The organism is Bifidobacterium colobi (genome assembly GCF_018555455.1).
GTDB classification, from domain to species: Bacteria; Actinomycetota; Actinomycetes; order Actinomycetales; family Bifidobacteriaceae; genus Bifidobacterium; species Bifidobacterium colobi.
The window spans coordinates 272959-295380 of sequence record NZ_JAFEJU010000002.1 but is presented as its reverse complement, the minus strand read 5'-3'; the positions used below and the strand labels follow the sequence as shown (position 1 = coordinate 295380).

Genomic DNA, 22422 nt, shown 5'->3' with positions numbered 1-22422 from the left:
ACGCCTCCGGAAGGATTTGGACGGAAAAACCGTTGCTCCTCCCCTATTACAGGCGTTCGAGAGCCTGCTTGAGGTCGGCAATGAGGTCGTCGGCGTTTTCGATGCCCACGGAGATGCGCACCAGGTTGGCGGGCACCTGCAGGGTGGTGCCGGCAACAGAGGCGTGGGTCATGGCGGCCGGCACCTCGATCAGGCTTTCCACACCACCCAGGGATTCAGCCAGCGTGAAGATCTGCGTGTGGTCCACGAAGTGCTTGGCGGCTTCCGCGCCGGCGGCAAGCTGCACGGAGACGATGCCACCGAAACCGCCGTGCATCTGGCGTGCGGCGATCTCGTGGCCCGGATGGGATTCGAGGCCCGGGTACCAGACGCGCTCGATCATGTCGGCCGGCTGGGATTCCAGCCATTCGGCCACCTTGAGGGCGTTGGCGCTGTGGCGCTTGACGCGCAGATCCAAGGTCTTCAGGCCGCGGATGTCCAGCCAGGAGTCGAACGGGGAGGGCACAGCACCTGCGGCGTTCTGCAGGAACGCCACCTTTTCGCGGGTTTCGTCGTCGTTCAGCACCACGGCGCCGCCGACCACGTCGGAGTGGCCTCCGATGTATTTGGTGGTGGAGTAGACCACCACGTCGGCGCCCTCATCCAGCGGATGCTGCAAGGCCGGGGACGCGAAGGTGTTGTCCACGGCGACCTTGGTGCCGTACTTGTGCGCCACTTCTGCGGTGGCGGCGATATCGGTGATGTTGAGCAGCGGGTTGGACGGGGTCTCGACCCACACGTACTCGTAATGCTTGGAGGACAGGGCGGCTTCCACGGCGGCAAGGTCGGTGATGTCCACCACGTCAAGGCCCACGCCCCACGGCACGAACACCTTGGAGAGTAGACGGTAGGTGCCGCCATACACGTCGTTGCCGAGCAGGATGTTGTCGCCGGGCTTGATGGTGGAGCGCAGCAGCACGTCGATGGCGGCAAGACCGGAGGAGAAGCTCAGCGCATACTTGGCGCCTTCTACGGATGCCAGCTGCTCGTCGAAGCTGGTGCGGGTGGGGTTGATGGAGCGGGAGTAGTCATGGCCGCCGCGCAGGCCCAACACACCGTCCTGCTTGAAGGTGGAGGTGGCAAAAATCGGGGTCACCACAGCACCGGTGGTGGGGTCGGGCTCCTGGCCGGCGTGGATGGCGCGGGTGGCGAGGGCGTTCTGGGCGAACTTGGCGTTGTATTCAGCGGACATGGTGTGTTCCTTTCCATTGTGCTGCCTTCGAGAGTACGGCAGCTGCCGGCTTATGCGGCGCGTGTTGATATTGGTGTTAGTGATAACGGGTTATTGCGGAATTGTTCAGAGGTACTGCTCGGCGAGGGACGGCTTGGTGGTGCGGTCCACCACGTCGCCATAACCGTTGGCTCGCATCCAATCGTCGTTGAAGATCTTCTCCATGTAGCTGCGGCCGGAATCCGGTGCGAGCACCACCACAAGCTGGTTTTCATCCAAGTCGTTGGCGAGCGCGTACTTGATGGCGCTGGCCACGGCCATGCCGGAGGAGCCGCCCACGAGCAGGGCTTCCTCGCCGGCCAGACGGCGGGTCATTTCGAAGGCTTCGGCGTCGCCCACCTTGACGATGTCGTCGGTGATGTTGCGGTCGAAGGCCTTGGGGTAGAAGTCCTCTCCCACGCCTTCGATGTCGTACTGGTGCACGTCGGCGAGCGAGTCGGCGGAGTAGATGGAGCCTTCAGGGTCGGAGCCGATGACCTTGACCGCACCATCCGAAACTTCCTTGAGGTAACGCCCGGTACCGGAGATGGTGCCGCCGGTGCCGATGCCGGCAACAAAATGGGTAACTTTGTGGTCGGTGGCTTCCCAGATTTCCGGGCCGGTGGTGTAGTAGTGGCTTTCCGGGCCATTCGGGTTGTCGTACTGGTTCGGGCGGAAACCGCCGGGGATTTCGTTGGCGAGGCGCTCGGCCACTTGGTAGTAGGAGCGCGGATCATCCGGGCCGGCATCGGTGGGAGTCACGATGACTTCGGCACCGTAGGCGCGCAGCACTGCACGCTTGGATTCGGAGACTTTGTCCGGCAGAGTGAAGATCGTACGGTAGCCGCGCTGCTGGGCCACGAGGGCCAGGCCGACGCCGGTGTTGCCGGATGTGGGCTCGACGATGACGCCGCCGGGTTTCAGCTGACCGGATCGCTCGGCCGCGTCGATGATACGCTCGGCGATGCGGTCCTTGGAGGAGCCGCCCGGGTTGAAGTATTCGACTTTGACGGCGATGGTGGCCTTGACTCCGGCCGCCTGAGGAATGTGGTTCAGCTTGACGAGCGGGGTGTTGCCGATGAGTTCCGCGAGGCTGTTGTGGATGGTCATGTGAAGTCCTTTGGTCCAGAGTTTACGGGGTTGTTATTAGGTTGCTGGATTGCTGCTAGGTTGCTGTTGGGTTAGGTTGCAAGCGATCGGTTCTGTTGCTTTCGTGAACCGACGATCCCGGACGAGCGGACATTGACTTCAGTTTGATTGGGAGCATCCACACCCCATCGCTCGCGTGAAGAGTTATGCTGTGATCTGCATTTTCCAATGTCGTGATGCGAACCATCACACCGCGCCAACTTCCGCGGTTCACATTTATGGAAAGATTCGCAGCCGACTTGCTGCGATGCGAATGCTCGTTCTCAAGTTATGCGTCACTGACCGTGCGCCCGGGGGCGTCGGTTAGCGACAACAACATGAGAAAATCTGCATGCCTCACACCATAGCACAGGTTGAGACATGCGCGTGTCGCCGGCGTTCATATTACGGAAGCACCCTGTATCCACATTGACACTTCAGCCGTTGGAAAACGTAAATAACAGCCTCAAATTTGGTTGGAAAACGTAATCGACCGCCAGTCCCCAATAGCCCGATGACTACACCCACCTAGAGCGAGGCTGCGGCGATGAGCTGGCGGGTGTAGTCAGACCGAGGATGACCGAGCACGGCTTCGGTAGTGCCTGATTCGACTACTCTGCCTTCATGCAGCACAAGAATGCGGTCGGCGATATGCTGCACGACGCCAAGATCATGAGAAACCATGATGATGGCCGGTTTGACGGGCTGCCCGGTTACTGGGTCGATGTCACGCGACCCTTCTGCAGCGAGAATCGATTGGAAGGTTTCCAAGATCTGCACGCGGGCGGCCACATCGATGGCACTCATCGGCTCGTCGGCCAGAATCAGACGCGGCTCATTGACGATGGCTCTGGCGATGGCTACGCGCTGGGCTTGACCGCCGGACAGGTCGCAGGGGTAACGGCCCATGAATTCACGCGGTTCGAGGCCGACTCGGGCCAGCGCCTGTGCGGTTTTGCCTTCGACCTCGTCGGCTGCGAATCCAAGGGCACGGCGGCGCAACCATAGGGGCTCGGAAACCGAACGTTCGACGGTCCAGCGCGGGTCAAGCGACGAGAACGGATCCTGAAACACGATGGAGGATTCGGCGCGCAATGCACGCATGCCCTCTGATCCGTGGCGAACTTCAGCGCCACGGTATTCGATGCTGCCGGAGTCGGCGGCGGTAAGCCCCAGCATGATGCGGGTCAGCGTGGTTTTGCCTGAGCCGGAAGCACCGATCACCGCCAGACACTCCCCCGCATGCACCTCGGCGGATACGTCGAACAGCACCTGGCGGCGTGGCGCGCGGCCGAAGTCGAACAATCCGCGATGCCTATTGCGGTCGGCGAAGGAAGCGTTAATGTTGCGCGCGGCGAGCAGTAATTCATTGCTCATGGGAATCCTCCTTGGTGCTGTGGAGGTCAACGCTGCGGAGGGTAAGGCTACGGGCGGCGGACACCAAGCGTTTGGATTCAGGCGTCTGCGGGTCAGCCAGCACTTCGGCAGTCACCCCGGAATCCACAATACGCCCGGATTCCAGCACATAGCAGCGCGTGGTGGCGCGCGCGAGCACGGAAAAATCATGGGTGATGAACAGCATCGAAGCACCGGCATCATCCACCAAAGCAGTCAACAAATCCACGATCTGACGCTGCGTAATCGAATCGAGTGCGGTGGTCGGCTCGTCAGCGATGATGAATCGCGGCGAGGTAATCAATGCCGTGGCGATGCCTACGCGCTGCTGCTGGCCGCCGGAAAGCTCATGCGGATACTTGTTGGCCGCATCCGCACTCAGCCCGACTTTGCCAAGCATGCGAGCCACGCGCTCGGCACGCTCGGCCTTGGTGAGGTCATAGTGCAACTTCAACGGCAATCCGATCTGCTGGGCGACAGTCATCACCGGATTCAACGAAGCAGCCGGATTCTGGAATACCGTGCCCACATAGCGGCCGCGCAAGTCCGCAAGCTCACGTTCGGACGCACCAATCACTTGCGTCTCGCCCAAGATAACCGACCCGGAAACCGTGGCATTCAGCGGCAGCAATCCCAGCATCGCTTTGGAAATCATGGATTTGCCGGAGCCCGAGGAACCGATGAGTCCAACGCGCTCGCCGTCGGCAATATCAAGGTTCACATCAGCAGCAATCGGCTTGCCGCCGATGGCAATGCTCAAAGCTTCTACGGTAACGCTCATCGTTCGTCTTCTTTCCCGGCGGAACCAGCCGTCTGCCGCAACGCGGGATTCGCCACCGGATCGATGGCATCGCGCAGCACGTCACCGAACACATTCAATGCCACAACCACCACCGTAACAATCAGGCCGGGCCAGAGCACAGTCAGCGGGAACACATTGATGAGCTTGACTGAAGTGGCCAACGAGTGTCCCCAGCTCGGCACGCCGGACGGCACACCGATGCCCAAATAGGTGAGCCCGGATTCAGCCAGCACCGCAGTGCCCGCGGACAAGGAAAGCTGCACGGCAAGTACCGGCAGATTATTAGGGATGATATGGCTGACCAATACCCGCCAGCCGCTTGCGCCATTGGCCAGAGCCGATTCCACATAGGCCGAACGGGCGGCCAACAACGCAGCCGGACGGGCCACGCGGGCAAGATTGAGTCCGTAACCAAAGCCGCAGGCGATTACAATCACCGCAATGGAAGCGCCCATCGGCACAGCGAGAATCAGTGCGATCAGCACCGTCGGAATGGAAATCAGCGCGTCAATCACCACCACGGACGTGCTGGCGAGCGCGGAATTACGCGCCACCATTGCAGCAATCAACAGCAATCCCCACAGTGCGGATACCACTACCGTCAGCAGCACAATCAGCAGATTAGTGCGCGATCCAGCCATCAGCCAGCTGAATACGTCGGCGCCGGTACCGTCGGTGCCAAGCCAGTGCGCGGCGGACGGCTTGGCCCATACATGGTAGCCGTCGGTAGTCCACAATGATTGCGGCGTCCAGACTAGCGAAACCAATGCCACGGCCAGCCAGAGTGCGAGCACGATGAGTGCGAATTTGCCTTCCGCGCGACGCCACATGGTGCGCAGTGCCACTGCTGCGTATGCCCTTCGCGTTATCGCGGCACGATTGTTGTGACTGTTGCTCATGCATTCACCTCCGCAACGTTGCCGCCGTTCTTCAAACGCGGGTCGAGAACACGATGCAATACATCCACGATCAGGCCGATGGCTAGGAAGAATGCGGCAAGCAGGAACAGCTCGCTTTGCACGGCGATGAGGTCGCGATTACCCACGTCGGTGACGAGTCCGTTGCCGATGCCGGGCAGAGCGAAGAGGTTCTCGATGACCATCACGCCGGTAATCATCGAGGCGAAAGTCAAGCCGATCACCGACACCAGCTGTGGCATGGCGAGACGAAGACCGACGTTGAGCACCGCCTGGGTGCGGGTCATGCCGCAGGAGCGGGCCATGTCGATATAACCGGAGCCGGCCAGCTCACCAAGCGCCGAACGCGTGTAACGCATCAGCGAAGCACCAACGATGATGCCGACCGTGAGCGCCGGCAGAATCAGCGACACTATTGCACTGCCCGGTTTGCCCCAGCCGTCGAGCGGGAAGCCTTGCGAGGGAAGAATACCGACGAGTCCCACGCCTTTGCCGAATAGCAGAATCAGCAGCAGGCCACCCCACAGGGCAGGTACGGATCCGCCGATAATCGCTAAAACATGGAATGCCGCGCGCACGCGGGGCGAGCGTGCCAGTACCGCCGTACAACCGAGCGGCAGCCCGATAGCCATCGCAATCAACAAGCCCAGAATAATCAAAGGAAAAGTAATGGCAGCGCGCGTGCCGATCAGTGCCGTCACCGAGCGTCCGGTCAGAATCGAAGTACCGAAATCGCCGGTGACCAGTGCGCCCATCCAATCGAAGTACTGGGTAGTCAGCGGCCGATTCAAGCCGAGCTGTTCGCGCAATTGCGCCACGCGGCTGGCGGGCGCGTTGATGCCGGCCATAATGGAGGCCACATCGCCGGGCAGAATGCGCAGTGCCGCGAACACCACCACGGATATGCCGAACAACGCCACTACAAACAGCAACAGTCGGCGAATCACAAATCGCATGTGTGGTTCCTTCCCAGTCCTTCACATCTCATTGCCATAAGACCATAAGACATCCATAACCAAAAATAGCTGAGGGACAGTAGCTGAGGGACAGTAGCTGAGGGACAGTAGCTGAGGGACAGTAGCTGAGGGATAGTAGCTGAGGGATAGTTGCAATCACCCATGAAACTGTCCCTCACCCCTCAGTCGGCGTTCGCCGCCGGCTCCCCTAACAAGAGGAGCCGAAAATAGCTACTTCTGGCTGAATTCGGCGAGCGAATAGGTCACGTTGTAGAGCGGCAGAACCGTCTGGTTCAGGTCGAACGGGAAGCCCTTCACGCCCTTGGCGGTAACCGTGGTGATGCGGTAGTTGAACAGCCAGTCGGCCGGCGCATCCTCGGAGATGAGCTTGGCGGCTTCGGCGAACTTGGCGTCACGCTCCTTGTCGGTGGTGGCGGCCACGCCCTCGTTGTAGAGCTTCTGCACGTCGGCATTGTCGTAGCCGAAGTAGTAGGTCGGGTCGGCCCAGGAGTAGAAATCGTGGCTTTCGTTGTGATCCACCAGCGAGATGTCGAAGTCATGGTTGGTGTACACGTCCTGCAGCCAGGTGGAGAATTCCACCACGTTGACCTTCAAATCGATGCCAATCGGCTTTAGTTGCGAGCGCAGCTGGTCGCCGAGCTCGGTGCCGTAGATGTTGGCATAGGTGAGGCTCAGCTCGAGCGGCTTATCAGTGGAGTAACCGGCTTCGGCCATCAGCGACTTGGCCTTGGCCTGATCGTACGGGTACAGCTTGGTCAGATCCTCATAACCGGGGTCAAGGGATGGAATCGGGCCGCCCAGTGCCTTATCCGCGCCGCCACGGGAGGCGATGATCTCCTTATGGTTGATGGCGTAACGGATGGCTTGGCGAATGCGCTTATCGGCGAGCTTGGAACCGGAAGCGTTGTTGAAGCCGAGCACATACTTATCGGTGCCGTTGCCTGCCTTCACCGTGTAGTTGGCCGAATCGGACTTAAACGGACCGGCCAAGGTTTCGGTGATTGGCGCGAGCACCTGCACATCGCCGGATTTCAGCGCGTTCACTGCAGCGTTATCGTCAGCCAAGTACTTGACTACCACCGTCGGTGTCTTGGCTTTGTTCTTGCCCCAGTACTTGTCGTTGGCCTTGAGCGTGATCGAATCATTCTCGACGAACTTGGCCACGGTGTACGGCCCGGAGCCCACAGCCTGAGTCTTCAGGTCATACTTGGCGTCCTTGTCGAACACCAAGCCAGCGCGGCCGGTCAGCGTCCACAGCAGGTTCGAGTTCGGAGTCTTAAGCGTCATGACCACGGTGTCGGCATTCTTGGCTTCCACCTTGCTCACCGCGGTGAGCGCGTCGGCATCATGGTATTGCTTGGCGATGAGTTCGTTGATGGACCAGGCCACGTCCTCGGCGTCGAGTTTGTCGCCGTTGGAGAAGCTCATGTTCTTGTTCAAATGGAAGGTGTAGGTCAGACCGTCCTTGGATTCCTCCCAGCTGGAGGCGAGGCCTGGAGCCACCTGGTTCTTGGAGTCGCGGGCCACGATGCCTTCGTACACGTTGCCGATGAGCACCTGGTCGAGCGCGGAGCCTGCGGTGTTGCGAATGTCAAGGTTGGTGGGGGCAAGCTTCAGGCCGATGGTCACGGTGTCCGCAATCATATTCTTGGCAGATGCATCCGCGGAGTCGCTCTTCTTGCCGTAAGCAACCGTGACGCCGATCACCACAGCACATGCCACGATCACGGCGATCAGGGAGATCAGCCACCACTTCGGGCCGTGCTTCTTGGGATTCTTGGCGCGCGAAGCCAGGCTGGCATCCGTGGTGGCGCCAGTTGCTCCAGTTGTGCCGCTTGCACTGCTTGCATTATTCGCGTTATTTGCACTGGTTGCGCCGGTTTCCGCGTGCACACCATTGTCTTGAGACATAGTTCTTCCTCTGATATTCCTCTGTAATTCTCGTGAAATGTCGGTTGGCCGCCCAAGTCGGGTCGACTACCAAGGTGTAATCATAGGCGCGGGTGCGTAGAAGGCGGGGCGAATGCGCGTAGACTTGGCGATGAAATCCATCTCAACGCTGGAGGGTTATCATGCTGGTCGCCGTTGATATCGGCAATACGAATATTGTGATTGGTTTTTTGGATGGTGAGACTGGCCGCACCAATGTGGGCACGTATCGCATCACATCCAAGGCGAACCATACGTCGGATGAATATGGCCTGTTTTTGACTGAGTTTCTGCGCATGAGCGGTTTCACGCCGCGCGATGTGGACGATGTGGTGATCTGCTCGGTGGTGCCGAAGGTCATGCATTCCTTCCGCTCCTCGATCATCAAGTTCCTGGATATCGATCCGATGGTGATTGGGCCGGGCATCAAAACCGGCATGAACGTGCGCGTGGACGATCCGAAATCGCTGGGCGCGGATATCCTGGCCGACTGCGCCGGCGCATACAACGAATACGGCGGCCCGGTGCTGGTGGCTGATTTCGGTACGGCCACCACATTCACCCATGTGGATGCGCATGGCGTTATCGATTCCGGCGTGATCACCACTGGTATTCGTACCGGTGCCGCGGCCCTCTGGGGCGATACCGCGCAACTGCCTGAGGTGGAGATCACCCGGCCAAGTACGATTTTGGGCACGAATACCAAAACCTGTATGCAGGCGGGCCTCTACTATACGTTCCTGGGTGGCGTGGAGCGCACCATCGAGCAGTTCCGCAAGGAGCTCGGTGGCGAGGACTTCCAGGTCATCGCCACCGGTGGATTGGGGCGCGTATTCGCCGATGACACCGACCTGATCGACATCTACGACCCGGACCTGATTTTCAAGGGCATGGCCAGCATCTACGCGCGCAACGTACGGTAGACGTACGGTAGACGTGCGGTAGTGGTGCGCTAGTCGCGCGGTACGTGCGCTAGCCGCGCGGTACGTGCGCTAGCCGTGCGCTAGCCGTGCGCTAGCCGACTTCCTCCATGCCGCACAAGCCGCCATCCGGCGCGACGCGCAACGTGCGGCAGTCGTGCGGTGGTCATGCGGTGGTCATGCGGTGGTCATGCGCTAGTCGCCGTCCAAATCGTTCGTATGTACGCGCAACTGACGGATACTGCGCGTACATACGATCATTTTCACGGCCAATTTCCTCCGTTTGTACGCGCAGGGTCCGTAATTCGCGCGAACATACGGAGGAATAAGCATGGGTAGGCGCGGTAACAGAGCCATATGCTGCCCGGCTGCCATCCCGCTGCTGCCCAGCTGCAGTCCCAGTTGCAATCCGCGGCCCAGCTGCAGTCCCAGGCGGCTGCCCGGTGGCCCAGCTGTCGTCCCACTGTCGCCCCGGCTACTGCCCCGCTTCCGCTATTTGATAGTGAAGCCTTGGTTGAAACCGTATTCCTTCAGATCCTTCTGCCACTGCGTGAGCCCGTTCTCAAGGCTTACCTTGGCACCAGGATCCTCCAACGGCTGCAACGGATTGCCGTACTCGTCCTTCCATCCCATCGCGATGGCGGCCTGACGGCGCTGATACGCCTGGAAGCTACTCGCCCAGCTGTACGCTTTGCCCACCGTGGTTTCAAAGTCATTGCGCGCGTACACTTCAAACGGCAGATACTGGTATCCCACGGACACATCTTCCGCCGCCTCGGAGAGCACACGGTTGAACTTCTGCCCGCCAAAATACGGAATTTCCATGCCATTGCTGGCGGTCAACGTGGTTTTGTCCAGGAATTCCTGAGAGTTAAGCGTGGCATAGTCGGCGGGAAATGCGCCGCCAGCCACGCGCGCGCTGATGCCCTGCGCATCATGGGTGACAAAATCCACGAACCGATATGCCGCATCCGGCTTGCGGGTGAGCTGCAGTACCGCGAGCGCAGAACCGCCGCTTTCCGCATTGGTGGGCTGGCCATCATAGGTGGGCATGGTGGTGACGCGCCACAACCCGGCCGCGCCCGGCACATTGGCGAGCAATAGCGACGGCATCCACGCACCCATGAACACGGAGGCGATGGTGCCGTTGCCTACCCGGCTTTTCCATCGCCCGGACCATGTGGCGGAGGTGGTGTCCACGAGGCCTTCGTCAATCATCTTCTGCCAGAATTCGGTAAACCGCTGGGTTCCCTCGTCGTGTTCCAGATCAATGGTCACGGTTTTGCCATCCGACGATGTATGGAACGGCTGACCGCCGGCGAGCCAAATCATGGCGTCGTAGAAGCTGCCGTCGCCTGAATCCGCAGCGATATAGGCACCGATATCCTTGAGTTTTTTGGCGGCCTCGTAGTAGTCGTCCCAGGTTTTGATTTGTGTGGCGTCCACGCCGGCCTGTGCGAAGACGTCTTGGTTGTAGAAGAATCCCATTGGACCGGAATCCATCGGCAGACCGTAGGTTCGCCCGGCGAGCTGTACGGATGACCAGGTACCGAGGGTGAAGAAGTTCGCGTAATCGGATCCGATGCGGTCGGTGAGGTCCAGCAGCTGCCCGGATACTTCGTACTGCGGCAGTGCATAGTATTCGATTTGTGCTACGTCCGGGGTGCCGTAGCCGTCCTGGATGGCAGTGTTGAGATTGTTGTAGCCGGAAATGTTGGTCCAGTTGACTTTGATGTCTGGGTTGGCTTTCTCGAATCGGCTGATGACTTTGCCCATGCTGGGCTCCCAGCTCCACACGGTGATTTCGGTGCGGTTGTCTTGGGTGGATTGTCCGCAGGATGCGAGGGATACGGAAAGAACGGCAGCCACAATGATGGTCGCCGTCTTTCTGATTCGTTGCCCAATCAAACTCATACTGCTGAGTCTACTAGTATGCCTGCGCGCCGCCTCTGTATGCGACGGATTCCGCGGAATCCGGCAAAAACAGCCCGTTCGGGAGCTCATTTTCGACGGATTCCGCGGAAAGTAGCGAATACAGCCCCTCTAGGAGATCATTTTCGACGGATTTCCCGGAATCCGGCACGGGGTGGGCCTAGCGCGCGTATGAAGGGGAACGCAAGGAACGCAGGAAACGCAAGGAACGCGGGAAACGCAAGGAACATGGGAAACGCAAGGAACATGGAAAGCACAGGGAACGCAGGAAATACAGGGAACGCAGGAAACGCAGGAAACGCAAGAAACGCAGGACAACAAAAAAGCTCCGGGTGCATAACACTCGGAGCTTTTGCAGTCAATTAGTGATTGAAGGCTCGGATTGCGGAGCTACTTCACAGAGCTTACTTCACAGTGAAGCCCTGATCCTTGCCGTAATCCTGCAGGGCCTTCTGCCAAGCAGCCACACCGTCGGACAGCTTCTGGTCGCCGGTGTAGGACTTGCCAACGTAGTCGCCGAAGATGGTGCGGGCCTTGACCTCGAACGGCAGGAACTGGTAGTCGGAGGACACGTTCTCAGCAGCCTGAGCAAGAACCTCGTTGTACTTCTGACCACCGAAGTAGTCAACATCCTGACCATCGGAGTTCTTCACGGTCGTGGCGTTCTTGAAGGAATCGGATTCCATGGAAGCCTTGTCGGCCGGGAATGCGCCGCCAGCCACACGGGTGGCCACGCCATCGCCGTGGTTAGCGTACTCGATGAACTTGTAGGCGGCTTCAGCCTTCTTGGAGCTGGAGAGCACAGCCAGCGAAGAACCACCGTTCTCGGAGTTGGTTGCGGAGCCGTCAGCGGTCGGCATCTGGGTCACACGCCACTTGCCAGCGCCACCGGCAGCGGAGTTGGCCAGGTTGGCCGGCATCCAAGCACCAGTGAGCAGGGAGGCGATGGTGCCGTCGACCATGCCCTTGAACCAATCCTCGGACCAGCCGGCGGTCTTGGTGTCGAGCAGGCCCTCGTCCAGCATCTTCTGCCAGAACTCGTTGAACTTCTGCACGTTCTCATCACCGGTCAGGTTGATGGTGACTTCGGAGCCGTCGGAGGAGGTCTTGAACGGCTGGCCACCAGCGAGCCAGGTCATGGAATCGTAGAAGCCGGCGTCGCCGGTATCGGAGGTGATGTAGTAGTTGTCGCCAAGGGCGTGAATCTTCTTAGCGGCCTCGTAGTAATCATCCCAGGTCTTGATCTGCTCGGCGTCAACGCCAGCCTTGTCGAAGACTTCCTTGTTGTAGAAGAAGGCCATTGGGCCGGAATCCATCGGCAGGCCGTAGACCTTGCCAGCGAACTGCACGGAAGCCCACGGGCCAGGGGTGTAGAAGTCCTTGAAGCCGGAGGTCTTGTCGGTGATGTCCAGCAGGTTGCCCTTGATGGCGTACTGCGGGATGGCGTAGTACTCAACCTGAGCCACATCCGGAGCGCCGTTGCCGGCCTCGATGGCGTTATCAAGCTGGGTGTATTCCTTGGTGTTGGTGCCGACGTTCTTGAGGTCGACCTTGATGCCGGTCTTCTTGGTGAAGTCCTTGGCAACCTGGGTCAGTGTAGGCTCCCAAGCCCACACGGTGATCTCCTGAACATCCTTTTCCTGCTCCGGCTGGGAACCGGCGCTATCGGAACCGCAGGCGGCAACGGACACCAGCATGGCGGCCGCACCGGTCAGTGCAATAGCCTTCTTAGCGGCAGTGAACTTCATCGTTCTGTTCTCCTTCCTCGAATCGTCCAGAACGATTCAAATCTGTATGTCGTTCGTAATCATCGATTTGCAGTTGATTCAAATCCCTTGGAATTCCCCTCAACCTCGAGAAGTGGCTCCTCTCGCCATTTCCAAAATCTATGATTGCGATAACATTTATTAGTATACACACATCGCAAGTTCTTGCAAACACAGCATCTCGGCGTGTTATCGCAAACAATTACGTTGGCTGCCGCTCGCGATGGTAAGAAACAGCAAGACTGTACCGAGTTATGCAACAGCAACCATTGCAGAACCAATCGATACTGCAATAGACACCACTGCAGCAGACACCACTGCAGCAGACATGACTGCAGCAGACACAACCGCAGCAGAAACTACTGCAGCAACCACTACAGCAGTAGACACTACAGCACAAACCACCACGCTCATTTTCCATACAAAAAGGGCTTCGCCAGACATATTGTCCAGCAAAGCCCTGGAGCTTTTCGCTGTAGGCGATATCGACCGGCGGCTACAACTTCACTACCAGCACACCGTTCGGCTGAATGGCCGCCGTATGCTCGGATTCGTTGACCTGCGCCAGCGATGCGACCAATGGCTCGCCTTCCACATCCACCACGGCAACATCATGCGTACGGTTGAATAGGAACACGAAGTGGTTCTCATCGGTGGCATCCGCACGTTCGACGCGCAGCACCTCGCCGCGATCATCCTCGGCCGGCGTATCGATGTCGAATTCCTCCAGCAGTGCGGGCAGGGACTTCGCCAAGCCTTCACGGCCCAGTCGGGCACCGATGTATGCGGCCTTGCCGTCACCGTATTCGTTAACGGTGATGGCCGGCGCGCCATCGAAGCCGGTCCACTTATCAGCCTTGAAGGATGCCACCACGTGCGCGGTCGGCGCAACCGAAGTGATCACGTCGGCGAAATCATGCGCCACCGTGCCGTTGCTCAAATCGAGGTGATCCATGGCACCCGGGAAGTCGTTGCCCATGGCCGCGAACTCCTCCACGCGCACGCCCACCACGTCTCGAATGGAACCGGGGTATCCGCCAAGCCAGACGTGATCCTTCTCGTCCACCAGACCGGTGTAGTAGGTCACGAACAGCTTGCCGCCATTCGCCACATACTCGCGCACGCGGCGTGAGGTTTCTTCGGAGAGGATCGTCAGGCTCGGCAACACCACGGCCTCATACTCGTCCCAGGGGCCACGAACCGGCACCACATCGGCGGTAAGACCGTTGTCCGCCAACGCACGGAACCATGCGAGCGGTTCGGTCCAATGGCGTACCTCCTGAGTAGGCGTGGCGGCGTGTTCCGTAGCCCACTGGGACTCATAGTCGAAGACCACGGCGACCTTCGACTTGACCAACGTGGTATCAAGCAGACCCTCGTCGGCAAGCTTGTTCAGGTCGGCACCCAGTTCGCATACATCGCGGAAGATCTGGGAGTCCGGACCCGCGTGCGGCACCATCGAGGAGTGCCACTTTTCGGCACCTGCCTTGGACTGGCGCCACTGGAAGTAGCAGATGGCGTCGGCGCCCATGGCCAGATGAGCCAAGGAGTCGCGCACCAGTTCGCCCGGCTCCACACGGTAGTTGATCGGACGCCAGTTGACGGCCGACGTGGAGTGTTCCATGAGGAACCACGGCTTCTTGCGAGCGATGCCGTCGCACAGGGAGGCCGAGTAGGCCAGCTCGTCGAGGTGCACTTCACCTGGGGTGAAGTAGTGGTCGTTGGACACGAAGTCCACGTCGTAGCCCCACTTGTCGTAGTCAAGACCGGTACCGCCTGCGGACACCATGAAGTTGGTGGTCTGCGGCTTGCCGGGGGTGATTTCGAGCAGCGCGTCGCGTTCGGCTTTGTAGAAGTCGAGCAGTGCGTCGGAGCTGAAGCGCTTCCAATCGAGCAGCTTGCCGGGGTTCATGAAGTTGCCGTCGCCGATGAAGCGTGGCGGAATGATCTCGGAGAAGTTGTTCATGCGCTGAGCCCAGAAGGCGGTGCCCCATGCGTCGTTGACGGCGTCAATGGTGCCGTACTTCTTTTCGCACCACTTTTGGAAGGCGCGCTCGGCATCATCGGAATAGTCAAAACGATTGTGGCAACCGTATTCGTTGCTCACATGCCAGGAGACTACGTACGGATTGTCTTTGTAATGCTCGGCCATTTTGCGGCACAGGTTCAGCGCATAGTCAAGGAAGACGGGGCTGGTGGCGCGCCAATGCTGGCGTGCGCCGGGCTGGCAAACGTCGCCTCGGTAGTCGACCCAGAGGATTTCCGGGTGGGCTTGGGTAAGCCACATCGGCGGCGATGCGGTGCCGGTGGCGAGGTCGACTGCGATGCCGGCTTTGCCGAGCTTGTCGATGACGCGATCGAGCCAATCGAAGTCGTAGACGCCTTCTTCCGGCTCAAGCTTGGCCCAGGAGAAGATGGCCACGGAGACCAGGTTGACTCCGGCCTTCTGCATCAGTTCGATGTCTTCATCCCAGACTTCCTCCGGCCATTGGTCCGGATTGTAGTCGCCGCCGTACCAGATGCGCGGGCTTTTGCCGGCAAGAGGCTGCGGCCAGTTGAACGCTCTGTGTTCCATAATTCTTGAATCCTTTATAACGATTTTGTGGCGGACAGCTCGGAATCGATCTTTGGCCGATGCGGCATGACCCGCAGCAGCTCGCGCGCCGCTCAGGCTTCTCCCCCCACCCGCTTTGCGGGAGCCCCCTCGTCAGAGGGGGCCAGGACTGATGCATAATAGCTCCCTCTGATGAGGGAGCTGTCAGCCGACAGGCTGGCTGAGGGAGAGAAGCGGAGCAGGCAAAGCCGCGGGAAGCTCTATCGGCCGAAAGGCCGGTTCCACTACTCCTTGACGGCGCCGGCGGCGAGGCCGGACTGCCAGTACTTCTGCAGGCACAGGAAGGCGATGACCAGCGGGATGATCGTGATCAGGGAGCCCGTGATCACCAGGTTCTGGATGGCCTGGCCACCGGCGGTGGACGCCTGGTCCTTCCACTGGTTCAGACCGATGGTCAGCGGGTACCAGTCGGCGTCCTTCAGCATGATCAACGGCAGGAAGTAGTTGTTCCACGTGGCCACGATCGTGAACAGGGCGGTCGTGACGATGCCGGGGGCCAGGAGCGGCAGGCTGATGGTCCAGAACGTGCGGAACTCGCTGGCGCCGTCCACGCGCGCGGCCTCGAGCAGTTCGGTCGGCACGGCCTGCTCGCTGAAGATCCACATGAGGTACAGCCCGAACGGGGAGATGAGGCTCGGGATGATCATGGCCCATGGGGTGTTGGTCAGGCCCAGCTTGGCGAACAGGAGGAACTGCGGCACGGCCAGGGCGATGCCCGGCACGGAGATGGAGCCGATGATCACGGCGAACACGGCCTTGCGGCCGGGGAAGCGGAACTTCGCCAGCGCGTAGCCGCCCATGATGGCCAGCAGGGTCGCGCCGCCCGCGCCGACGACCACGTAGAGGAGCGTGTTGATCAGCCAGCGGCCGAAGATGCCGTTCTGGTAGGTGAACACGGTGACGATGTTGTCCCACAGGGCGAACGTCCTGCCGAAGCCGAGACCGAATGTACTGGTGAAGTCGGCCTGCGTCTTGGTCGCGTTAATCGCCAGGTAGACGAACGGGAACAGGCAGTACACGGCGAAGATGGCGCACAGGATGGTCATCAGCGTGCTGCGGCGCGGGTTGTTCACGTTCGCGAAACCGGCCTTTTCGCTGCGCTTCCTCTCGGCGGCCTCATCGCGGGCGATACGCTTCTGACGTTCCTTCTCGGCCTTCCTGGCGGCCTTCTCCCGGGCCCTCAATTCCGCCTCGGCCGGACGGGCACTTGCTGCTGCACTCATCAGATACGCTCCTTCACAATCACAGTCATAGTCATTTCAGCAATCAGCTCGAGGCGCATCACTTCATCTGCTCCTTCATGCTGTTGAGCTGGACCGCGTAGGCGATGGCCATGGTGATCACGGCCATGACGATGGCCAATGCGGCGGCGTAGTTCGACTGGTTGCCGGAGAAGCTCAGGTTGTACGCGTACATGTTCGGCGTGTAGTACGTGGTGATCGCGTTGCCCGGCACCATGTTCTGCAAAATGCTCGGCTCGTTGAACAACTGGAACGAACCGATGATCGAGAAGATCACCGTGATCGCCAGGGAGCCCTTCAACTCAGGCAGCTTGATCGACTTGACGATCTGCCACTCCGAAGCGCCATCGATCGACGCGGCCTCGTACAGGGAGTGCGGGATCGTGGACAGCGAGCTGTAGAAGATCAGCATGTTATAACCCGTGAACTCCCACGTGTTGATGTTGCCGATCGCCGCAAGCAGCACGGAAGGCTTCAACACGTCGACGTTCGTGCCGAAGAAATCGTTGAAGCTTCCCACCAGGCCGTACTTCGCGCCGTACACGAAACCCCAGATCAACGTGGACACCACCGCCGGCACCGCATAGGGCAGGAACGTGGAGATGCGGAAGAACTTCGTGCCATGCAGCTTCATCGAGTCGATGGCCAACGCCATGGCCGCCGCGAGGAACAGCATGATCGGCACCTGCACCACCGTGAACAGGGCCACACGACCCACACTGCTCCAGAACTGCTGATCAACAAGCAGGCGCTGGTAGTTCTGCAGGCCAACGAACTTGGTGCCGCCGATCATCTGCTTCTTGAAGAAGCTGATATAGATCGCGTACACGATCGGGATGATGAACACGAACACGAACACCACAGCGAACGGCCACATGAACTTCCATCCACGCCAATCCGCCTTATGCTTATTCACACGCACCTGACCCGCATCCACGGGTGCAGCTGTGACATTGGCTGAAGCCATTCCAACCCCTCTCCTTCGAAGGCTGATTAAAATGTTTGCGTTATCATCATAACACGATTTCTAACATTGTCTATTCGTGTCTTAATTCAACGTTTTTGCCTATGTTTGCTACAATGGTCACGAAAACAATGATGTTATCGTTACCGTCGTGTTCGATGATGAATGACATTATTGGTGCACATATGAAGTATGAATAATTGTGTTGACCGGGGGTCGTCATGTCGAGAACATCGCAAGTCTCCATGCAGGATGTTGCCAAGGAAGCCGGAGTGTCCCCACAGACCGTCTCCCGCGTGGCCAACGGCAGCGATGCGGTCAAGCCTGAAACCCGCCAGCGCGTCGAAGCCGCCATGCAGCGGCTCGGCTACCGCCCCAACTATGCGGCGCGAGCCTTGAAGCGCGGTAAATTCCAGGATATCGGCGTGGTCATGTTCAATACTGCCACGTTCGGCAATTCGCGGATCCTTGACGCCATCATCTCCTCCGCAGCCGAAGATGACTACTCAGTCACCATCCAAACCATGCGTCACGGTTCGGAGCGAACACTGGCCGCCGCAGTCGAACGTATGCAAAAGCAGCCGGTGGACGGCGTCATCGTGGTGCTCGAGGAGCGTATTTCCGATTTCGTCGGCTACAAACCACCGAGGGAGCTGCCAGTCGTACTGATTTCTGAAGGCGCTGCCGACTACTGCCCCACTGTGGACGCCGACCAGTACGGTTGCTCTACCGCCATCGTGGACTACTTGATGAGCAAAGGACACAAAACCGTCTACCATATCGCCGGACCTGCCACCTCTCGTGCCGCCGAATCCCGCGCGCGCGGCTGGCGTGACGCTCTGGAGCAGATGGGTGCGCCCGTGCCGAGCATGTACATTGGCGATTGGTGCGCGGATTCCGGTTATCAAGCGGGCGTGGCGTTGGCCCATGACCCCGAGTGCACCGCGATCTATGCCGCCAATGATCAGATGGCGTACGGCGCAATCCAAGGTCTGCAGTCGGCCGGTAAGCGAGTGCCGGAAGATGTGAGCGTCGTCGGCGTGGATGATTCGTTGGTGGACATGGTGCCACGTTTGAACCTCACCACCATGCGCATGCGCTTCGGTGACATCGGTGCCGCGGCATTCTCGATGGTCCGCCGCCAGTGCGAAGGCGAAAACGTACCGACTGGAATCAAAACCGTGATTCCAACCGAGCTTATCGAACGCGGCTCTGTGCGCGATATCAGCTGAGCCTCGCCAGCTGAGCAGCATCAGCTGATGCCTCGCCAGCGCAGCGATATCAGAGCGCCTATCAGCGCAGCGGCATACGCGACGTAAAATCGCGCGTTTCGCCGGTAAGAGGATCAACGAAAGTCAGCCGTCGCGCCACCAGCGCCAAGGGCTGACTGAAATCGTCGTACGGCCGGGTTTGGATGCGCGGATAGAAGTCATCGCCCATGATCGGCAACCCCAGCGAATTCATATGCACCCGCAGCTGATGCGTTTTGCCGGTGCGCGGATACAGTGTGTACCGGCACATCAGCTGCCCGCTGGAACCGTGAGCAGTGGCGCTGCTTGCCAACGAGCATGCAGGCGGCTGACTATCCGTATTATTCGTGAGTAATGAGCCACGCTCAATCAATGTTTCGGCATTGACGATGCCCGGTTCTTCATAGGCGGTCATGACACCGCGCACTTTGGTGATATGCGAGCGACGCACCAGCGGAAAAGGCCGGGGCGACTGCACAGGCGTGACTGTGCCGAAGCGAGGCCGGGCAATAGGCCGGCATGGTGCCAGGCATTCGTAGACTTTGACCGCCTGCTTGTTCTGGAACAGCATCTGATAGGCTCCACGGCACGACTTCTCGCGCACGAACACCAGTATGCCGGCGGTCATGCGATCCAGTCGGTGCGCCGGAATGATGTCCGGCTCACCGTACTGTTCGCGCAGACGAATCAACGCCGTTTCGCGATACCACATGCCACGCGGCATCGTGGCCAGAAAATGCGGTTTATCGACCACGATGATGCGCTCATCCTCATAGAGCACGTCCACATCGAACGGAATATGAGGCTCCTCGGTCACAAATCGATGCGGCCTCGGCATCCGATCACTCCAATTCACTCCACGGTGACGGACTTAGCCAGATTGCGCGGCTTGTCCACGTCGTAACCCTTAAGCTTGGCCATATCCATGGCGAACAGCTGCAGCGGCACCACGTCCACAAGCGGGCTCATCAGCGTGGGGCAGGCCGGCCGCCAGAACACCACGTCCGCATACCGTTCCACATCCGGGTCGCCCTGCTCGGCAACCGCAATAATGTAGGCGCCGCGAGCCTTGACCTCTTCGATACCGGAGATGACCTTGGCGTGCAGCACGTTGCGGCCGCGCTCAGGCGGCACAATGAACACTACCGGCTCGCCTTCATCCACCAAGGCGATCGGACCATGCTTCAGCTCGCCGGCCGCAAAGCCTTCGGTGAAGGTGTAGGCGATTTCCTTGAGCTTCAATGCGCCTTCCAACGCCACCGGATAGCCCACGTGGCGACCGAGGAACAGGAAGGAGTTCGCATTCACCATGCGCTCGGCGGCGGCCTGAATGGCCTTGGGCTGCGTATCCAACACCCACTGAATCTTGCGCGGCATATCCTTCAAGGAGTCGAGCACCTGATGGATTTCATCGCGGAACATCGCACCCTTGACCTGAGCCAGATACAAGCCCAGCAGGTAGGCGGCGGTAATCTGCGCCACGAACGCCTTGGTGGAGGCCACGGCCACTTCCGGGCCGGCGTGCGTGTACAGCACAGCATCGGATTCACGCGGAATCGAAGCACCCTGGGTGTTGCAGATGGCCAGCACCTTGCTGCCCTGCTCGCGCGCGTGGCGCAATGCCATCAGCGTATCCATGGTCTCACCGGACTGGGAAATGGCCACCACGAGCGTGCGCGGGGTCAGAATCGGGTCACGGTAACGGAATTCGTGTGCCAGTTCGATTTCCACCGGAATGCGCACCCAGTGTTCGATGGCGTACTTGGCCACTTGGCCGGCATAGCTTGCGGTGCCGCAGGCCACCACGATGATCTTGTCGATGGCCTTGAAATCATGCTCATCAATACGCACTTCATCAAGGGCGATGTCGCCGTTCTTGTCGAAGCGGCCAAGCAAGGTACGCTGCACTGCCGCCGGATCCTCATGGATTTCCTTGTCCATAAAGGAATCCCAGCCGCCCTTCTCCGCGGCGGAGGCATCCCAGTCCACGGTGTAGGTCTTCGGATCGGCGATCACATTGCCGTCGAAATCGGTCACGACCACGGAGTCGGCGGAGACACACACAGCCTGATCCTGATCGATTTCCATGGCGCGCTTGGTGTAGGCCACGAAAGCGGCCACATCGGAACCAAGGAAGTTCTCGCCTTCGCCAAGGCCTACAACCAGCGGCGAATCATGGCGAGCGCCGACCACGATATCCGGCTGGCGGCAGTCGGTGGCGAGAATGGTGAATGCACCGTCGAGCATGCGGGCCATGCGACGCATGGCTTCAAACAGATCCGGCTGGCCCTTTTCGGCAATGACTTTATCAACGATTTTGCCGAGTAGCTTGGCGGCGACCTCAGTATCGGTTGCCGAAGCGAAACGGTAGCCTTCAGCCTGCAGATCGAGACGCAGCTGGGAGGCGTTTTCAATGATGCCGTTATGGATGATGGCAACCTTGCCGTCCATGCTGGTGTGCGGGTGCGCGTTCACGTCGCTCGGCTCGCCGTTGGTGGCCCAACGGGTGTGGCCGATGCCCACCGTGGCCAGTGGCATGGGCTTACGTTCGATGTCTTCGACCAGATTCTTCAAACGGCCGGCCTTCTTGCGCACGGCCACCTTATCCATGCCCGGCGCGCTCAGTGCCACGCCAGCCGAATCATAGCCTCGATATTCAAGACGGGCCAGACCTTGGAGGCATACCTCAAGGGGCTTGCCGCAAGCGGTTTCAACATTTCCTGCATATCCAACAATTCCACACATAGTCCTCTACCCTAGCGGACGGATATGTCCTCAGTCGACCCGTGTCACACCTTTTCGCATTATCAGCGCAACGAAGTGTGCTGATTCATGCCATTGGGGCGCTATCAATGCACGAGTGATGCGCCAATAATGTGCCACTGGCATGGTGTACCGCTGCCAACGCAGCAAATCATGCGTGAACCATGGAACACGTACCTCTGGGTTCGGTGTGTCAGGCAGGATTTCATTGTTTTCGCGTGTATTCGATGACTGCGGATTCGGATGAAGGCGCTGGAGGCCTAGATAAGCGGGCGAAGATGAGAAAACTGCCGCTTTTTCCATAGTGGCCCGGGAGCTGATTGAGGGGAACTTTTACCTGATTGTCGGAAAATGGCTTTATTCCGCGGTTTTCAAAAAATAAGCCAACGGGCCAACATGAAAATAATAGACAAATTCGCATGATAGCCCGGAGCCGAGCGGGCCAACATGAGAATTGTGAGCAGTATGCGATGTTGGCCCGCAGCTGAGCGGGCCAACAGAACCAAATGGGCGAATTCGGTACATTGGCCCGCAGATGCCTATATTGCCGAACAGGCTGCCTTTCTACAAGCACG

General features: G+C 59.4%; 17 protein-coding genes. 2 read left to right on the top strand and 15 right to left on the bottom strand.

The genetic code is table 11. The features are described from left to right. Positions 1–46: 46 nt before the first annotated feature. The 7 genes from JS530_RS03490 to JS530_RS03460 form a co-directional block, all read right to left on the bottom strand. Positions 47–1231, bottom strand: a complete 1185-nt coding sequence (locus JS530_RS03490; protein ID WP_214375827.1) for a cystathionine gamma-synthase — start codon at positions 1229–1231, stop codon at positions 47–49. Positions 1232–1336: 105 nt separating this feature from the next. Next, positions 1337–2359, bottom strand: a complete 1023-nt coding sequence (locus JS530_RS03485) for a pyridoxal-phosphate dependent enzyme (protein ID WP_214375826.1) — start codon at positions 2357–2359, stop codon at positions 1337–1339. A gap of 546 nt (positions 2360–2905) precedes the next feature. Then, positions 2906–3754 carry an ABC transporter ATP-binding protein gene (locus JS530_RS03480; protein WP_214375825.1) on the bottom strand — a complete coding sequence of 283 codons (849 nt, stop codon included), beginning with the start codon at positions 3752–3754 and terminating at the stop codon, positions 2906–2908. Then, positions 3744–4553: an ABC transporter ATP-binding protein gene (locus tag JS530_RS03475; RefSeq protein WP_214375824.1), complete on the bottom strand. Its 810-nt coding sequence runs from the start codon at positions 4551–4553 to the stop codon at positions 3744–3746. The genes JS530_RS03480 and JS530_RS03475 overlap by 11 nt, the downstream gene beginning before the upstream one ends. Further along, positions 4550–5473 carry an ABC transporter permease gene (locus JS530_RS03470; RefSeq protein WP_425350844.1) on the bottom strand — a complete coding sequence of 308 codons (924 nt, stop codon included), beginning with the start codon at positions 5471–5473 and terminating at the stop codon, positions 4550–4552. The genes JS530_RS03475 and JS530_RS03470 overlap by 4 nt, the downstream gene beginning before the upstream one ends. Then, positions 5470–6447: an ABC transporter permease gene (locus tag JS530_RS03465; protein WP_214375823.1), complete on the bottom strand. Its 978-nt coding sequence runs from the start codon at positions 6445–6447 to the stop codon at positions 5470–5472. Before JS530_RS03465 ends, JS530_RS03470 begins: the two co-directional genes overlap by 4 nt. Before the next feature lie 231 nt (positions 6448–6678). Continuing rightward, positions 6679–8379, bottom strand: coding sequence for an ABC transporter substrate-binding protein (locus JS530_RS03460; RefSeq protein ID WP_240541067.1), 1701 nt, complete (start codon positions 8377–8379; stop codon positions 6679–6681). A 161-nt stretch (positions 8380–8540) separates the two neighbouring features. On the opposite strand from JS530_RS03460, the gene JS530_RS03455 reads away from it, so the two are divergent. Then, complete coding sequence (locus JS530_RS03455; RefSeq protein ID WP_214375822.1) at positions 8541–9320, top strand: type III pantothenate kinase; 780 nt, start codon at positions 8541–8543, stop codon at positions 9318–9320. 489 nt (positions 9321–9809) lie between these two features. Here JS530_RS03455 and JS530_RS03450 read toward each other — a convergent pair whose 3' ends face one another. From JS530_RS03450 to JS530_RS03425, 6 genes are all read right to left on the bottom strand, one after another. After that, positions 9810–11231, bottom strand: a complete 1422-nt coding sequence (locus JS530_RS03450; protein WP_214375821.1) for an ABC transporter substrate-binding protein — start codon at positions 11229–11231, stop codon at positions 9810–9812. 422 nt (positions 11232–11653) lie between these two features. Beyond that, positions 11654–12997, bottom strand: a complete 1344-nt coding sequence (locus tag JS530_RS03445; RefSeq protein WP_214375820.1) for an ABC transporter substrate-binding protein — start codon at positions 12995–12997, stop codon at positions 11654–11656. Between the two features lie 270 nt (positions 12998–13267). Continuing rightward, positions 13268–13459, bottom strand: coding sequence for a hypothetical protein (locus tag JS530_RS03440; RefSeq protein WP_214375819.1), 192 nt, complete (start codon positions 13457–13459; stop codon positions 13268–13270). A gap of 52 nt (positions 13460–13511) precedes the next feature. After that, positions 13512–15590, bottom strand: a complete 2079-nt coding sequence (locus JS530_RS03435) for a beta-galactosidase (RefSeq protein WP_214375818.1) — start codon at positions 15588–15590, stop codon at positions 13512–13514. 263 nt (positions 15591–15853) lie between these two features. Then, the gene (locus JS530_RS03430) at positions 15854–16852 is read right to left on the bottom strand and encodes a carbohydrate ABC transporter permease (protein ID WP_214375817.1); all 999 of its coding nucleotides are present in this window, start codon (positions 16850–16852) and stop codon (positions 15854–15856) included. A 58-nt stretch (positions 16853–16910) separates the two neighbouring features. Then, the gene (locus tag JS530_RS03425; protein WP_214375816.1) at positions 16911–17837 is read right to left on the bottom strand and encodes a carbohydrate ABC transporter permease; all 927 of its coding nucleotides are present in this window, start codon (positions 17835–17837) and stop codon (positions 16911–16913) included. Positions 17838–18079: 242 nt separating this feature from the next. Between JS530_RS03425 and JS530_RS03420 the strand changes: the two genes are divergently transcribed. Beyond that, positions 18080–19066, top strand: a complete 987-nt coding sequence (locus JS530_RS03420) for a LacI family DNA-binding transcriptional regulator (protein WP_214376033.1) — start codon at positions 18080–18082, stop codon at positions 19064–19066. A 61-nt stretch (positions 19067–19127) separates the two neighbouring features. On the opposite strand, the gene JS530_RS03415 is transcribed toward JS530_RS03420, so the two are convergent. Then, positions 19128–19922, bottom strand: coding sequence for a pseudouridine synthase (locus JS530_RS03415; RefSeq protein WP_214375815.1), 795 nt, complete (start codon positions 19920–19922; stop codon positions 19128–19130). A gap of 14 nt (positions 19923–19936) precedes the next feature. Next, positions 19937–21829, bottom strand: coding sequence for a glutamine--fructose-6-phosphate transaminase (isomerizing) (glmS, locus tag JS530_RS03410; RefSeq protein WP_214375814.1), 1893 nt, complete (start codon positions 21827–21829; stop codon positions 19937–19939). Positions 21830–22422 lie beyond the last annotated feature (593 nt).